Raw genomic sequence first — 14,665 nt, 5'->3', positions numbered from 1 at the left:
TGTACATTGATGAATGGATTGGCGGTGGCGCCGTCGTCCGCAGTCGGCGGCGGGTCGCCGCCCGCCCACGGAAGGACGAACGTAGTGCGACGACGACTTCTATCCCTGGTGGCAGCGCTCACCCTGGTCGGAACGGCGATCGTGGCGGTCACCACCCTGGCCGCCGCCCCGGCCCAGGCCGCGCCGGTCACGATCACTAACGGCACGCAGTTCACCGACACGGCCGGCAACGTGCTGCACGCGCACGGCGGTGGGGTACTCAAGGTCGGCGACTACTACTACTGGTTCGGTGAGAACCGCAACGCCAACAACACGTTCCGGGCCGTCTCCGTCTACCGCTCCACCAACCTGCGCGACTGGGAGTTCCGCAACAACGTGCTGACCCAGTCGTCGGCGGCGGAGCTGCAGTCGGCCAACATCGAGCGGCCGAAGGTCATCTACAACGCCAGCACCGGCCGGTACGTGATGTGGATGCACAAGGAGAACGGCAGCGACTACGGCGAGGCCAGGGCCGCCGTCGCCTCCTCGGCCACCGTGGACGGCACCTACACGTACCACGGCAGCTTCCGGCCGCTGGGCAACATGTCGCGGGACATCACGCTCTACAACGACGGCGGTACCGCCTACATGGCCTCCGCCGGCGACGAGAACCGCGACCTGCTCATCTATCGCCTCACCGCCGACTATCTCTCCGTGGCCACGCTTGTCGGCAACTTCTGGAACGACGGCAACCGTGAGGCGCCGGCTCTGTTCAAGCGCGGTAGCACCTACTTCATGCTCACCTCGGGCCTGACCGGTTGGAGCCCGAACCAGGCCAGGTACGCCACGGCGTCCAGCATTTCCGGCCCGTGGACCGGCATGACCAACGTCGGGGACTCGACCACTTTCCGCTCCCAGTCGGCCTTCGTGCTCCCCATCCAGGGCACGTCGTCTACGAGCTACCTCTACCTCGGCGACCGCTGGGCCGGCGCCTGGGGCGGGCCGGTCAACGATTCCCAGTACGTCTGGTTGCCGATCGCCTTCCCCTCCGCCACGACCATGAGCCTGACCTGGTATCCGACCGTCACCATCGACGCCGCCGCGGGCACCGTAACCGGAGAGGCGCCGCTCTACTACCGCATCACCAACCGCAACAGCGGCAAGGTGGTCGACGTGCTGGACCAGGCCGTCACCGACAACGCCGAAGTCAAACAATGGTCCTGGAACGGGGGCGCGAACCAGAAGTGGGAGTTCCGCGACGCCGGCAGCGGCTACTTCCGGATCGTCAACCAGAACAGCGGCAAATGCCTCGACGTCGCCGACGCCTCCACCGCGAACAACGCCAACGTCATCCAGTACAGCTGTGGCGGGGGCACCAACCAGCAGTGGCAGTGGGTGGCCACCGGCAACTACTACCAGCTGCGCGCCCGACACAGCGGCAAGTGCCTGGACGTGGTGAGCAGCGGCACGGCAGACGGCACCGACATCACCCAGTACACCTGCGGAAGCGGCACCAACCAGCAGTGGACCCGCACCCAGTCCTGACATCGGTTAAGGGTGGGCGCGGCAGGTTTCGAACCTGCGACCCCCCGCTTGTAAGGCGGGTGCTCTCCCACTGAGCTACGCGCCCGGATCGCCCGTGTGCGGCGGGCCGGTGGCTGGCAAGCCTACCTGCTCGCCGCCGACCCGGCCGCACGGCGTACCCCTATCCGGCGGTCGCGTCGGCGATGGCCTTGCGCCAGCCCTGCTGGTCGCGGGCCTCGCCGGGGCCGTTCATCTCGGCGAAGCGGACCACGCCGGCCTTGTCGATGACGAAGGTGCCCCGGTTGGCGAAGCCGGCCACGTCGTTGAAGACCCCGTACGCCTGGGCGACGCCACCGTGCGGCCAGAAGTCGGCGAGCAACGGGAACTGGTAGCCCTCCCGGTCGGCCCAGATCTTGTGGCTGTAGGCCGAGTCGACGCTGACCGTCAGCACCTGGACGTCGTCGTTGGCGTACTCGTCGAGGTTGTCCCGCACCTCGGCCAGCTCGCCCTGGCAGGTGCCGGTGAACGCCAACGGGTAGAAGACCAGCAGCACCGTGCGCCGGCCCCGGAAGTCCGAGAGCCGGACCTCCTGGTTGTTCTGGTCCTTCAGCACGAAGTCCGGCGCCTCGGCGCCAACCTCGATCGGCATGCGGACTCCTCGGGTCGAGTCGGGGGACGACGCCAGCCTGCCACACCCGGCGGTGCGGACCGCCGGGCGCGAGAAAGCGATGACGGCTACTTCTTGGCCTTGGCCCCACGGCGCAGCACCAGGCGGGCGCCGCTCCAGTCCCGGCCGGCGTTGACGGTCGAGGTCTGCTGGAGGCCGGCGGTGGGCGCGGACTCCGCGACCTCACTCGGCTCAACGTGCCCCTCGCGCCCCGCCTTCGGGGTGAGCAGCCACACGACCCCGTTGTCGGCCAGCGGGCCGAGGGCGTCGACGAGCAGCTCGAAGAGGTCACCGTCGCCGTCGCGGTACCACACCAGCACCGCGTCGACCACCTCGTCGGTGTCCTCGTCGACCAGATCTCCACAGCGGTCGGTCAGGGCGTCGCGGAGATCCTGGTCGACGTCGTCGTCGTACCCCATCTCCATGACGACCATCCCCGGTTCGATGCCGAACCGGTCCGCCAGGCTGCGTACCCCGTCGGCGGCCTGACCAGCGGTCGCGCTCACTGTCGCGTGCCTCCTCATTTCGTCCTGCTCGCGGCGTCGGACCGACGCCGTCAGGCAAAGTCCACACAGTTGTGCCTCTGCGCGCAAGTGGCGCACCGGGTGGAACGGAATTTACCGTGCCAGCAGCGTACGGGCACCGTCGGTAATGGCTTCCGGGGAGACCAGAACATGACGGGCTGCCGGACCTAATGGTACAAAAGAGTCAACCCCGGCTACTCGCCGCGCGGCACCCACATATCCGGCGTCGACCAGCGCGGCGATCACCCCCTCGCCGACCCCGCCGGAGCGGCGAGTCTCGTCCACCACCAGCACCCGGCCGGTCGCCGAGGACTCCCGGATGATGTCGGCCACCGGCAGCGGCGCCAGCCAGCGCAGATCCACCACGCGGGTGCCCACCCCCTCCTCGGCGAGGACGGCCGCGGCCCGCAGTGACATCCGTACCCCGTTACCGAAGGTGATGATCGTCAGGTCGTCGGCCGAGCCGACTCGGTAGACCCGGGCCCGGCCCACCGGCACGTGCCCGGCCACCCACGAGCCGGGCTCCGGATAGCCGGCCAGCCACTCCCCGTCGCCCTCGGCGTACAGGTCACGGGTGTGGTAGAGCGCGATGGGCTCCAGGAAGACGCAGACGCTGCCGTCCACCGCCGCGCTCGCCAGGCAGGTCCGCAGCATGGGCGCGGCGTCGTCCGGCCGCGCCGGCACCGCGATCACCAGACCCGGCACATCCCGGAGTACGGCCACCGAGTTGTCGTTGTGGAAGTGCCCGCCGAACCCTTCCTGGTACGCCAGCCCGGCCACCCGCACGACCATCGGGTTACGGAAGGCGCCCCGCGAGAAGAACTGCATGGTCGCCGCCTCGCCGCGCAGCTGGTCCTCGGCGTTGTGCAGGTACGCCAGGTACTGGATCTCCGGCACCGGCAGCATCCCGGCCAGCCCGGCGCCGAGGCCCAGCCCGAGCACCGACGTCTCGTCGAGCAGGGTGTCGAAGACCCGGGCCGCGCCGAACCGGTCCCGCAGTCCCTTCGTCACCCCGTACACGCCACCCTTGGCGGCCACGTCCTCGCCGAACACGGCCATCTGGGGGTGGTCGAGCAGCCCGTCGGCGAGCGCCGCGTTGATGCTCTGCGCCAGGGTGAGCGGGCCGGCCAGCTCCGGCGGTTTGCCCCCGAACGCCTCCTCCCGCGCCGCCGAGCCCGGCCCGCTGGCCCGTGCCGCCGCGTCGGCCACGGCCCGCGCCACCCGCACCGGGCGGCGGGGCGCCAGCGCCGACACCACGTCGGCGGCGGAGGCCAGCTTCGGCTCACCCAGCACCTCCTCGGCCAACCGGCGGACCTGCCAGCCGGTCTCGTCGTACCGGGCCAGCAGTTCGTCGGCGGTCGCCACACCGGCGTCGACGAGCAGCCGGGCGGTGGCGGCCACCGGATCCCGCTGGAGGTCCTCGGCCAGCTCGGCGGGGCTGCGGTACGCCGACTCCGCGTCCGCCCCGGCGTGGCCCATCAGCCGGACCGTGCGCAGGTGCAGTACGGCCGGCCGCCGGTGCCGGCGTACCCAGGCCGCGGCCTCCTGCGCCACCTCGTACGCCCGTACCGGGTCGGCGCCGTCGGCGCTGAAGTAGTGGATGCCCGGTTTGGCGCGCAGCGTCGCTTCCACCCAGCCCTCCGGCGAGCGGACGCTGATGCCCAGCCCGTTGTCCTCGCAGACGAAGAGCACCGGGATGCGCAGCCCGGCGTGGTCGTACCAGCCGGCGGTGTTGAAGGCGGCGGTGGCGCTGGCGTGGTTGACCGACGCGTCGCCGAACGAGCAGACCACGATGGCGTCCGGCGGCCAGGGAGCGTGCGTCGCGCCGGCGCCGCTGCCGACCCGCACGCCGGCCCCGGCACGCCGCCCGACGGTGTCCAGCCGGCGCAGCCGCTCCACGGCCAGCCCCATCCCGACCGCGCGGGGCAGGTGCGAGGCGATGGTGGAGGTGGTCGGCACGATCGCCAGGTCGGCGCGGCCGAACACCTTGTGCCGGCCACCGGCGATCGGCTCCTCGCTGGAGGCGACCATGCCGCGCAGCACGTCCCGGGCCGCCTCGGCGTACGCCGCGAACCCGCCGGTGGGCGGCTCGGACCTTTCCGGCTCGCGCTCGGCGGCCGGCTCCGGGTCGGCGGCAGACTCCCGCGTGGTGGCCGACTCCCGGTCGCTGGCCCGCTTCGGGTCGACGGCCGGCTCCCGGTCGGTGGCCGATTCGGCGTCGGCGGTGTCGGTCGGCGCCGTGGCGTCGGCGACCTGGGCCGCCCGCACGCAGTAGAACGCCCCGGAGCGGTAGTGCAGCAACGCCGGGTCGGTGGGGCGCAGCGCGGCGGCGACCACCGCGTTGGCCTCGTGCCCGGCTGAGCCGATCGTGTAGAAGCCCTCCCCGAAACTGCGCAGCCAACGACCGGCGAGGTCGAGCTGGCGGCTGGTCACCTGCGCGTCGAACAGGTCCAGCAGCTGCGCGCCGGTCAGCGAGGTGTCGTCAGCGACCGGGGCGGCGGGGTCACGCCTTTGCTGCGCGGCAGACAGCGCCGCCAGCGTCTCCCGGAACCGGTCGTCGAGATCTTGCGGGGTGGTCACGTCCGACAGCATTACCGACGCGGGCCATGCTCGCCCAGTGGGACACGGCCGGCGCGGGTCGGCTCACGCCGGGTCGCACGGCTCCGGGCAGCCGCCGTCGGACACCTTCCACACCAGGTCACGCAGGGTGGACAGCTCCTGGTCACTCAGCCCGGCCAGGAGTCGGGAGTCGGACATCACCTCGGTCACCCGGTCCCGCACACCCCGGCCGTCACCGGTCACCACGAGCGTCTTCTGCCGGCGGTCGGTCGGGTCGGTACGACGCTCGACCAGGCCGGCCTGCTCCAGCCGGTCGACCAGCGCCGTCACGTTGGACCGGTCACAGCCCAGCCGATCGGCGAGATCCCGGGCGGGCAACGGATGGTCCGGGTCCAGCTCGTGCAACGCCCGGGCCGTGGCCGGGGTGAGCCCCAACTCGGCGAACGCGGTGCCCTGCCGGTGTCGCAGCGAGGCGGTCAGGTGTGCCATCCGGCGCACCACGTCGGCCGCGAGGCCGACCCGATCCACCGGCCCCGCCATCGGGGAAAAGGCCTCCTGTGCCACAGCCATATCGTACGCACCGCGCCGGCCGCCTTCGCGCCAAGATCCGCGCGACGTCAGCGCTGTTGCTGCTTGAACGCGCGTCGAGGCAGCGGTTTCTCCGACGTTGTGCGGATCATGGTGCTGGCTGGTCGCGCCTGGTCGGCCGGCTCAGCCGACGGACGTGAGCCGCTGACCACGAGCGCGAGCCCGACCAGCACGATCAGGGCCGCCAGCACCTCGCCGCCGGTCATCCGCTCGTGCAGGAGGAGCCACGACGCGGTGAGCCCGAAGACGGGCACGAGCAGGCTGAACGGCGCGACCCGGGCGACCGAGTAGCGGCCGATGAGATGGTTCCAGAGGCCGAACCCGACCAGGGTCGAGACGTAGGCGACGTACCCGACCGCCGCCAGGGCGCGCCAGGAGAGGCCGAGCAGCGAGTCGAGCACCACCTGCGGGCCGTTGACGACGGCGGCCAGCCCGAACAGCGGCAGCGGCGGCACCAGACTGGACCAGACGAGCAGGGAGATCGGTCGGGTTTCGCCGCTGGCGCGCACCACGACGTTCGCGACGGCCCAACTCCCGGCGGCGAAGAGGGTGAACGCGAAGCCGATCGCAGTGGTGTGCCCGCCGCCGGAGACCGCGAGCACGCCGATGCCGACCGAGCCGACCAGCACACCGGCGATCTGCCGCCGGGCAGGGCGCTCCCGCAACAGCAGCGCGGCGAGCACCACCGACGCCAGGGCCTGCGCTTGCAGCACCAGGGAGGCGAGGCCGGCGCCCATGCCCAGGGCCATCGCGCTGAACAGCACCCCGAACTTCAGCACCCCGAGGATCAGGCCGTAGGCGACGACGTAGATCGCCCGAGCGGTCGGCCGGGGCACGAGGAAGACCAGCGGTACGGCGACGACGACGAACCGCAGCGCGGTAAGCACCAGCGGCGGCAGATCCCGCAGGCCGATGTCGATGACCACGAAGTTGACGCCCCAGATGGCGGCGACCAGGACCGCCTGGAGCCGGTGCGACATTCTCATGAGATCGACTCTGCGAGACGTTACCTATTAGCACAATTTCCTAGTTCTTCAGCGATTCTGTAGCCTTGCTTAATGGACCTCGACGTCCGACGGCTCCGCGTGCTGTACGAGGTGGCCCTGCGCGGCGGGGTCACCGCAGCGGCCGCAGCCCTGCACGTGACCCCCTCCGCGGTCTCCCAGCAGCTCGGTCAGCTCGCCCGCGAGGCCGGCTGCGAGCTGGTCGAACGTTCCGGCCGAGGGGTCGTGCTCACCCCGGCCGGCTACGTGCTCGCCGACCATGCGAAGCAGATCATCAGCGCGGTCGAGCAGGCCGGGGCGGGGCTCGCGGCGCTGCGGCGCGACGTCAGCGGGGCCGTACGGGTGGGAGCCTTCCCCTCGGCGGCCGGAGCCCTGGTCGCGCCGGCCGCCGCACGGGCGATCGCCCGACATCCGGACCTGGACGTGCGCGTCTTCGAGGCGGAGGACCAGCAGAGCCAACTCGACCTCCGCTCGGGCAAGCTCGATGTGATCGTGCTCCAGGAGTACGACCACGTCCCGACGCCGCTCCCACCCGACCTGGATCGACACCCGATCGCCAGTGACCCGATGCACCTGATCACGCCGGCCGGCTGGGGCAGCCGGTCGGGCCGGCTCGACGACCTGCGTGAGGCGCGATGGGTGGCCAGCGCCGAGGGCACTCCTTGCCTGCACTCCACGCTGCACGCCTGTCGGCTGGCCGGATTCGAGCCGGACATCCGCCACCGGGCCATCGACTTCGCACTGACGCTCGACCTCGTCGGCGCGGGCCTCGGCGCGGCACTCGTACCGGAGATGGCGCTGCGCGGGGTGCCGCCAGCCGTGCACGTCGAGCCGCTTACCGACCCGGTGACCGAGCGGCGGATCTTCGCGGTGACCCGGGGCCGGGGCACGGGACCGCTGCGCCCGGCGATGGAGGCGTTCCTCGCCGAACTCGCCGCGTCCGCCTCGGCACCGGCCCGCGTGGCAGTCGACGACGCCCCCGCCGGTAGGCCCGGCTGAGCCCGACCCGCGGGCGGGAGCGGTCAGGCGGGGAGGAAGGAGAAGCGGACCTGGCGGGTGGGATTGTCGCCGTTGGTGTCGACCAGGCAGATGGACTGCCAGGTGCCCAGGGCGAGCCGTCCGCCGAGCACCGGCAGCGTCGCGTACGGCGGAACGAAGGCCGGCAGCACGTGGTCCCGGCCGTGGCCGGGCGAGCCGTGCCGGTGCCGCCAGCGGTTGTCGGTGGGCAGCAGCGCGTCGATGGCGGTGAGCAGGTCGTCGTCGGAGCCCGATCCGGTCTCGATGATCGCCAGCCCGGCGGTGGCGTGCGGCACGAAGACGTGCAGCAGGCCGTCTCCCTCGCCGGAGACGAAGTTCTGGGCCTCGGCGGTGATGTCCCGGACGGCCGGCCGGGACCCGGTCTGGACGGTGATCACGTCACTGCGCATACGTCGCATTCTGCCGCAGCGGGCCGGGCGCCCCGGCGCATGGGGAAAGAAGGACCGTCGCGCTAAGTTACCGACGGGTACCTGTGTTCAGCATCGCGTCGGGGGCACCTAGACGTGACGACGGGTGCCACCAGGGGGCAGGATGGCGCTAGAGACCTATCCCACACACAACCGAGGGAACGCCTGTGGCTACGGAACGCAAGCGCCCGGTGATCAGCGACGGCCTACCGAGCCAGCTTCCGGACATCGACCCTGAAGAGACCAGCGAATGGGTCGAGTCGCTTGACGGTGTCATCGACGAGCGCGGCGCCAAACGCGCCCGCTACGTCATGCTGCGCCTGCTGGAGCGGGCCCGTGAGCGCCAGGTCGGGGTTCCGCCCCTGACCACCACCGACTACATCAACACCATCCCGCCGGAGCAGGAACCCTGGTTCCCGGGTGACGAGCACGTCGAGCGGCGCATCCGGGCGTACGTCCGGTGGAACGCCGCCATGCTGGTGCACCGGGCGCAGCGCCCGGAGATCGGCGTCGGCGGGCACATCTCCACCTTCGCCAGCTCGGCGTCGCTCTACGAGGTGGGCTTCAACCACTTCTTCCGGGGCAAGAACCACCCGGGCGGCGGCGACCAGATCTACTACCAGGGTCACGCCTCCCCCGGCATGTACGCGCGCGCGTTCCTGGAGGGGCGACTCAGCGAGCACCAGCTCGACGGGTTCCGCCAGGAGCTGTCGCATCCGGGCGGCGGGCTGCCGTCGTACCCGCACCCGCGGCTGATGCCGGACTTCTGGGAGTTCCCCACCGTCTCGATGGGCCTCGGCGGTCTGAACGCGATCTACCAGGCCCGGTTCAACCGGTACCTGCAGCACCGCGGCATCAAGGACACCTCGCAGCAGCACGTGTGGGCGTTCCTCGGCGACGGCGAGATGGACGAGCCGGAGACGCTGGGCGCGATCGGTGTGGCCGCCCGCGAGGAGCTGGACAACCTCACCTTCGTGATCAACTGCAACCTCCAGCGGCTGGACGGCCCGGTCCGGGGCAACGGCAAGGTCATGCAGGAGCTGGAGGCGTTCTTCCGGGGCGCCGGCTGGAACGTGATCAAGGTGGTCTGGGGCCGTGAGTGGGACCCGCTGCTCGCCGCGGACACCGACGGCGCGCTGGTCAACCTGATGAACACCACGACCGACGGCGACTACCAGACCTACAAGGCCGAGTCCGGCGCGTACGTGCGGGAGCACTTCTTCGGCCGGGACGCCCGGACCCGCAAGATGGTCGATCCGCTGAGCGACGACGAGATCTGGAACCTCAAGCGGGGTGGGCACGACTACCGCAAGCTCTACGCGGCCTACAAGGCGGCCACCGAGCACACCGGTCAGCCGACGGTCATCCTGGCGAAGACGATCAAGGGCTGGACGCTCGGCTCGCACTTCGAGGGCCGCAACGCGACCCACCAGATGAAGAAGCTGACGCTGGAGGACTTGAAGACCTTCCGCGACCGGCTCTACCTGGACATCCCGGACAAGGCGCTGGAGGACAACCCCTACCTGCCGCCGTACTACCACCCGGGTGAGAAGTCCGAGGAGCTGGCCTACCTGAAGGAACGCCGCGAGCAGCTCGGCGGCTACCTGCCGTCGCGGCGGACCAGCACCAAGCGGCTGACCATCCCCGGTCCGGAGCGGTTCGCCGACGTCAAGCGCGGCTCGGGCAAGCAGAAGGTGGCCACCACGATGGCCTTCGTCCGCCTGCTCAAGGACATCATGAAGGACAAGGAGTTCGGCAAGCGCTGGGTGCCGATCATCCCGGACGAGGCCCGCACCTTCGGCCTCGACTCGATCTTCCCGACCGCGAAGATCTACTCGCCGCACGGCCAGCGCTACACCTCTGTCGACCGGGAGCTGTTCCTGTCGTACAAGGAGTCGACGACCGGGCAGATCCTGCACGAGGGCATCAACGAGGCCGGTTCGGTCGCCTCGTTCACCGCCGCAGGCTCGGCGTACGCCACCCACGACGAGCCGATGATCCCGATGTACATCTTCTACTCGATGTTCGGGTTCCAGCGGACCGCCGACGGGCTGTGGGCGGCGGCCGACCAGATGGCGCGGGGCTTCCTGCTCGGCGCCACCGCCGGTCGGACGACGCTCAACGGTGAGGGCCTGCAGCACGAGGACGGCCACTCGCTGCTGATCGCCGCCACCAACCCGGCGGTGGTCGCGTACGACCCGGCGTTCTCCTTCGAGATCGCGCACATCATGGAAGCCGGCCTGCACCGGATGTACGGGGACGCGCAGGAGAACGTCTTCTACTACCTGACGGTCTACAACGAGCCGATCCTGCAGCCGGCCGAGCCGGCCGGGGTGGACGTGGAGGGCCTGCTCAAGGGCATCTACCGCTATTCCCCGGCACCGCAGGTCGACGGCCCGAAGGCCAACGTGCTCGCCTCCGGCACCGGCATGCAGTGGGCGCTCAAGGCCCAGCAGCTGCTCGCCCAGGACTGGGGGGTGGCCGCCGACGTCTGGTCGGTGACCTCCTGGACCGAGCTGCGTCGCGACGCGGTGGAGACCGAGGAGTACAACCTGCTCAACCCGGGCGCCGAGGCCAAGGTGCCGTACATCGCACAGAAGCTGGCCGACGCGGACGGGCCGAAGGTCGCGGTCAGCGACTGGATGCGCGCCGTACCGGACCTGATCGCCCGCTGGGTAACCGGCGACTACACGTCGCTCGGCACCGACGGCTTCGGGATGTCGGACACCCGGCACGCGCTGCGCCGGCACTTCCACGTCGACGCCGAGTCGATCGTGGTCGCCACGCTGCGGCAGCTCGCCCGCAGCGGCGCGGTGCCGGCCACCGTGCCGGCCGAGGCGGCCAAGAAGTACGCGATCGACGACGTCAACGCCGCCCCGGTCGGGGAGACCGGCGGCGACAGCTGATCCAGCACGATCGAGAAAGGGCCCGGCGCACCCGCGCCGGGCCCTTCTTGGTGCACCCGCACCCTCGCTCCCGGCCCCGACCGACCGGGCGGACGGCGGGTGAGTGGGGAGCGGCGGCGGTCCGGGGCCCCTGGCGGGGGCCCGGGGCCACCGCCGGGGGCGGGTGACGCCGGGAGCGGACGCGCTCGTCAGCCGACGGCGGCCAGGTCGGTGAGCCGGGCGAGCGAGTCCTCCAGGTCGGCGCCGACCCGGCGCAGGCCCAGGCGCAGCAGGGCCGCCTTGACCGGGCCGGCCGGCCAGCGGACGACGATGAGCCGCACGATCGTCCCGCCCTCCTCCTCGTCCTCGGTGAGCTGGACGTAGATCTCGGTGCGCGCCTCCGCACGAGCACCGGCACCCTTGGCCCGTTCCCGCCAGCCGATCAGTGTCGGCTCCTGATAGGCGATCACCTCGGCCTCATGCGCCGAACCGCGCCCCGCCTGGACCAGTTGCCGCCGCCCGAAGCCCTCTCCGGAGAGCACTTCGGCCGCGCGGACCCCCGCCAGCCAGGCCGGTAACTGCTCGGCCCGCTGTACGACGTCCCAGACCACTTCCACCGGCGCCGCCACGTGCGCACTGCGTTCCACGAGGATCATTTCCGTCTTTCCTCCAGTGAGGACATCCCACGATATCGGCACTCTATGCGCTAAATCGGACTTACGTGGACGGGTTAGGAAAAAGACACGCCGATCAACCATTGCGGATTGCGCCAACCCGGCCTATGGCGCATTCATCGACAGCGCCCTAGAGTCCCGAACACGTTTCACGTTGACCGGGAGGGCGCATGCCGACCGCACCGATGCCCGAGTTCCCCGCCGGCTTCCGCTGGGGCGTCTCCACGTCCGCCCACCAGATCGAGGGCGCCACCACGGCCGGCGGACGCGGAGCGTCCATCTGGGACACCTTCGCGCGCTCCCCCGGCCGGATCAGCGACGGCAGCAGCGGCGAGATCGCCTGCGACCACTACCACCGGTACGCCGAGGACGTGGCGCTGCTGGCCGGTCTGGGCGTCTCGGCGTACCGGTTCTCGATCGCCTGGCCCCGGGTGCAGCCCAGCGGCAGCGGCGCGGCCAACGCCGCCGGCCTGGACTTCTACGACCGCCTGGTCGACGAGTTGCTGGCCGCCGGCGTCGACCCGGTGGCCACCCTGTACCACTGGGACCTGCCCCAACCCCTGCAGGACGCCGGTGGCTGGCTCAACCGCGACACCGCTGCCCGCTTCGCCGACTACGCCGAGCGGACCGCCGCCCGTCTCGGTGACCGCGTCCGGCTCTGGATCACCCTCAACGAGCCGTTCATCCACATGAGCCTCGGCTACGGCATGGGTGTGCACGCCCCCGGCGAGATGCTGCTCTTCGACGCCTTCGGAGTCGCCCACCACCAACTGCTCGGGCACGGGCTCGCGGTCGCCGCGCTGCGTGCCACCAGCGCCAGCCCGGTGGCGATCGCCAACAACTACTCCCCGGTGCGGGTGCTCGGCGACCGCGACGCCGACCGGGCCGCCGGGGCCGCGTACGAGGCGCTGCACAACCGGCTCTTCACCGATCCGCTGCTCGGCCGCGGCTACCCGGAGCTGCCCGGCTTCGACCCGGGCATCGTCCGCCCCGGCGACCTGGACACCATCGCGGCGCCCATCGACGTGCTGGGGGTCAACTACTACAACCCCACCGGCGTACGGGCGCCCGAGGAGGGCTCGCCGCTGCCGTTCGACCTGGTGCCGCTGGACGGCTACCCGCGTACCGCCTTCGACTGGCCGGTCGCCCCCGACGGGCTGCGCGAGCTGCTCGGCTGGCTGCGTGACACGTACGGCGAGGCGCTGCCACCCATCGAGATCACCGAGAGCGGCTGCGCGTACGACGACGCACCCGACGCGGACGGGCAGGTGCCGGACCCGGAGCGCATCGCGTACCTCGACGGGCACCTGCGGGCGGTCCGGGCCGCCATCGACGACGGCGTGGACGTCCGCGGGTACTTCGTCTGGTCGCTGCTGGACAACTGGGAGTGGGCCGAGGGGTTCACCAAGCGCTTCGGGCTGGTGCACGTCGACTACGCCGACCAGAGGCGTACGCCAAAGTCGTCGTACGCCTGGTTGCGGGATGTGATCGGGGCCTTTCGGGACGGTTCGGCGCGGTGACCACCCTCGACCCCGCACCGGCGTCGCTGCCGGCGGCGCTCGCCGAACCGACCGTGCCGGTGCGACGCGGCTGGATCGGTCTGGTCTTCGCGGCCAACCTCGGCGTGTGGATGGCGTTCTTCACCCCGATCCAGGTGCTGCTGCCTCAGCAGATCGAGCGGATCGCGCCCGCCGACAAGGAGACCATGCTGGCCGTGGTCACCGGCCTGGGCGCGTTGGCCGCGGTGCTGGCCAACCCCCTGGCGGGCGCGTTGTCCGATCGGACCTGCCTGCGGATCGGAGGCCGGGAGTTCGGTCGTCGGCACGTCTGGACCGCGGGCGGCGCGGTGCTCGGCGCGGCGGCGCTGGCGCTGCTGGCCCAGCAGCGGACCATCCTCGGGGTCGCCGTCGGTTGGGTCGCCGCCCAGGTCTGCTTCAACGCGATGCTGGCCAGCCTCACGGCCGCCATCCCGGACCGGGTTCCGGTGGCGCAGCGCGGCGCGGTCTCCGGCTGGGTGGGTATCCCGCAGGCGCTCGGGTTGGTGCTCGGCGCGGTGCTGGTCACCGCCGTCGTCACCGGCAACGCCGCCGGCTACCTGGCCATCGCGGTGGCCATTCTGGTGCTGTCGCTGCCGTTCGCGCTGCTCACCCCCGACGACCGACTGCCTCGCGCGCACCGCCCGGCACTGCGGGCCCGGGCGCTGTTCGCCTCGATGTGGATCAGCCCGCGCCGGCACCCGGACTTCGCCTGGGCGTGGATAACCCGGTTCCTGGTCCAGCTCGGCAACGCGCTGGGCACCCTCTACCTGCTGTACTTCCTCACCGACGGGGTGCGTTATCCGGACCCCGAGGGCGGTCTGCTGGTGCTGATCCTGCTCTACACGCTCGGCATGATGCTGACCGCGGTGGTCGCCGGCCGGCTGTCGGACCGCTCCGGACGGCGCAAGGTCTACGTGATCGTCTCCGGCCTGATCATGGCGGTCGCGGCGCTGCTGCTCGCCGTCGCGCCGGTCTGGCCGATGGCGATCGTCGCCGCCCTGCTGCTCGGCGCCGGCTACGGCGTCTACCTCTCGGTGGACGCCGCCCTGATCACCCAGGTGCTGCCCCGGGCCACCGACCGCGCCAAGGACCTGGGCGTGATCAACATTGCCAACTCCGCGCCGCAGGTGCTCGGCCCGGCGCTCTCCGCCCCACTCGTCGTCCACCTGGGCGGGTACCCGACGCTCTACGCGGTCACCGCCGCGGTCACCCTGGTGGGCAGCGCCCTGGTCGTCAAGATCCGCTCAGTCCCCTGAGTCGGGGGGCCGTGGCCAAAAG

Annotated in this window: 12 protein-coding genes and 1 tRNA gene; 5 read left to right on the top strand and 8 right to left on the bottom strand. The window is 71.3% G+C overall.

What is annotated here, in order from left to right:
• The first annotated feature begins 105 nt into the window (after positions 1-105).
• Positions 106-1,524 (top strand): RICIN domain-containing protein, encoded by a 1,419-nt coding sequence (locus tag ACGGAQ_RS10955; protein WP_393047857.1) that lies wholly within the window; start codon positions 106-108, stop codon positions 1,522-1,524.
• 13 nt (positions 1,525-1,537) lie between these two features.
• On the opposite strand, the gene ACGGAQ_RS10950 is transcribed toward ACGGAQ_RS10955, so the two are convergent.
• The 6 genes from ACGGAQ_RS10950 to ACGGAQ_RS10925 all read right to left on the bottom strand — a co-directional run bounded on the left by ACGGAQ_RS10950 (position 1,538) and on the right by ACGGAQ_RS10925 (position 6,827).
• Positions 1,538-1,609 (bottom strand) — tRNA-Val (locus ACGGAQ_RS10950).
• Positions 1,610-1,684: 75 nt separating this feature from the next.
• Positions 1,685-2,152, bottom strand: a complete 468-nt coding sequence (locus tag ACGGAQ_RS10945; RefSeq protein ID WP_393047091.1) for a peroxiredoxin — start codon at positions 2,150-2,152, stop codon at positions 1,685-1,687.
• An 86-nt stretch (positions 2,153-2,238) separates the two neighbouring features.
• Entirely contained in the window at positions 2,239-2,676 is a 438-nt protein-coding gene (locus ACGGAQ_RS10940) for a DUF3052 domain-containing protein (protein WP_030330240.1), read from the bottom strand.
• A gap of 111 nt (positions 2,677-2,787) precedes the next feature.
• Positions 2,788-5,286: a thiamine pyrophosphate-dependent enzyme gene (locus ACGGAQ_RS10935; RefSeq protein WP_393047087.1), complete on the bottom strand. Its 2,499-nt coding sequence runs from the start codon at positions 5,284-5,286 to the stop codon at positions 2,788-2,790.
• A 51-nt stretch (positions 5,287-5,337) separates the two neighbouring features.
• Positions 5,338-5,793: a MarR family winged helix-turn-helix transcriptional regulator gene (locus ACGGAQ_RS10930; protein ID WP_393047854.1), complete on the bottom strand. Its 456-nt coding sequence runs from the start codon at positions 5,791-5,793 to the stop codon at positions 5,338-5,340.
• Between the two features lie 77 nt (positions 5,794-5,870).
• Positions 5,871-6,827, bottom strand: a complete 957-nt coding sequence (locus ACGGAQ_RS10925) for an EamA family transporter (RefSeq protein WP_355064229.1) — start codon at positions 6,825-6,827, stop codon at positions 5,871-5,873.
• 72 nt (positions 6,828-6,899) lie between these two features.
• Between ACGGAQ_RS10925 and ACGGAQ_RS10920 the strand changes: the two genes are divergently transcribed.
• A complete protein-coding gene (locus ACGGAQ_RS10920) occupies positions 6,900-7,844 on the top strand; it encodes a LysR family transcriptional regulator (RefSeq protein ID WP_393047083.1) in 945 nt (314 codons plus the stop codon).
• 23 nt (positions 7,845-7,867) lie between these two features.
• On the opposite strand, the gene ACGGAQ_RS10915 is transcribed toward ACGGAQ_RS10920, so the two are convergent.
• Positions 7,868-8,272: a YjbQ family protein gene (locus tag ACGGAQ_RS10915; protein WP_393047081.1), complete on the bottom strand. Its 405-nt coding sequence runs from the start codon at positions 8,270-8,272 to the stop codon at positions 7,868-7,870.
• Between the two features lie 185 nt (positions 8,273-8,457).
• On the opposite strand from ACGGAQ_RS10915, the gene aceE reads away from it, so the two are divergent.
• Positions 8,458-11,196 (top strand): pyruvate dehydrogenase (acetyl-transferring), homodimeric type, encoded by a 2,739-nt coding sequence (gene aceE / locus ACGGAQ_RS10910; RefSeq protein ID WP_393047078.1) that lies wholly within the window; start codon positions 8,458-8,460, stop codon positions 11,194-11,196.
• A gap of 188 nt (positions 11,197-11,384) precedes the next feature.
• Here the strand turns inward: aceE and ACGGAQ_RS10905 are convergent, their stop codons facing one another.
• Positions 11,385-11,831 carry an SRPBCC domain-containing protein gene (locus ACGGAQ_RS10905; RefSeq protein ID WP_234589259.1) on the bottom strand — a complete coding sequence of 149 codons (447 nt, stop codon included), beginning with the start codon at positions 11,829-11,831 and terminating at the stop codon, positions 11,385-11,387.
• Positions 11,832-12,019: 188 nt separating this feature from the next.
• Between ACGGAQ_RS10905 and ACGGAQ_RS10900 the strand changes: the two genes are divergently transcribed.
• Both ACGGAQ_RS10900 and ACGGAQ_RS10895 read left to right on the top strand, forming a co-directional pair.
• The gene (locus ACGGAQ_RS10900; RefSeq protein WP_393047073.1) at positions 12,020-13,369 is read left to right on the top strand and encodes a GH1 family beta-glucosidase; all 1,350 of its coding nucleotides are present in this window, start codon (positions 12,020-12,022) and stop codon (positions 13,367-13,369) included.
• On the top strand, positions 13,366-14,643 hold the full coding sequence (locus ACGGAQ_RS10895; RefSeq protein ID WP_393047069.1) for an MFS transporter: 1,278 nt from the start codon (positions 13,366-13,368) through the stop codon (positions 14,641-14,643). Before ACGGAQ_RS10900 ends, ACGGAQ_RS10895 begins: the two co-directional genes overlap by 4 nt.
• The last annotated feature ends 22 nt before the right edge of the window (positions 14,644-14,665 follow it).

The organism is Micromonospora sp. NPDC047557, assembly GCF_043205095.1.
GTDB lineage: Bacteria > Actinomycetota > Actinomycetes > Mycobacteriales > Micromonosporaceae > Micromonospora.
This window is presented reverse-complemented; position numbering and strand designations above follow the sequence as displayed.

What these genes read in the sequence shown, in the direction of transcription:
- ACGGAQ_RS10945 (WP_393047091.1), bottom strand. Translation starts at nt 2,152, where the DNA reads ATGCCGATCGAGGTTGGCGCCGAGGCGCCGGACTTCGTGCTGAAGGAC.
- ACGGAQ_RS10935 (WP_393047087.1), bottom strand. Translation starts at nt 5,286, where the DNA reads ATGCTGTCGGACGTGACCACCCCGCAAGATCTCGACGACCGGTTCCGG.
- ACGGAQ_RS10930 (WP_393047854.1), bottom strand. Translation starts at nt 5,793, where the DNA reads ATGGCGGGGCCGGTGGATCGGGTCGGCCTCGCGGCCGACGTGGTGCGC.
- ACGGAQ_RS10925 (WP_355064229.1), bottom strand. Translation starts at nt 6,827, where the DNA reads ATGAGAATGTCGCACCGGCTCCAGGCGGTCCTGGTCGCCGCCATCTGG.
- ACGGAQ_RS10920 (WP_393047083.1), top strand. Translation starts at nt 6,900, where the DNA reads ATGGACCTCGACGTCCGACGGCTCCGCGTGCTGTACGAGGTGGCCCTG.
- ACGGAQ_RS10915 (WP_393047081.1), bottom strand. Translation starts at nt 8,272, where the DNA reads ATGCGCAGTGACGTGATCACCGTCCAGACCGGGTCCCGGCCGGCCGTC.
- ACGGAQ_RS10905 (WP_234589259.1), bottom strand. Translation starts at nt 11,831, where the DNA reads ATGATCCTCGTGGAACGCAGTGCGCACGTGGCGGCGCCGGTGGAAGTG.
- ACGGAQ_RS10900 (WP_393047073.1), top strand. Translation starts at nt 12,020, where the DNA reads ATGCCGACCGCACCGATGCCCGAGTTCCCCGCCGGCTTCCGCTGGGGC.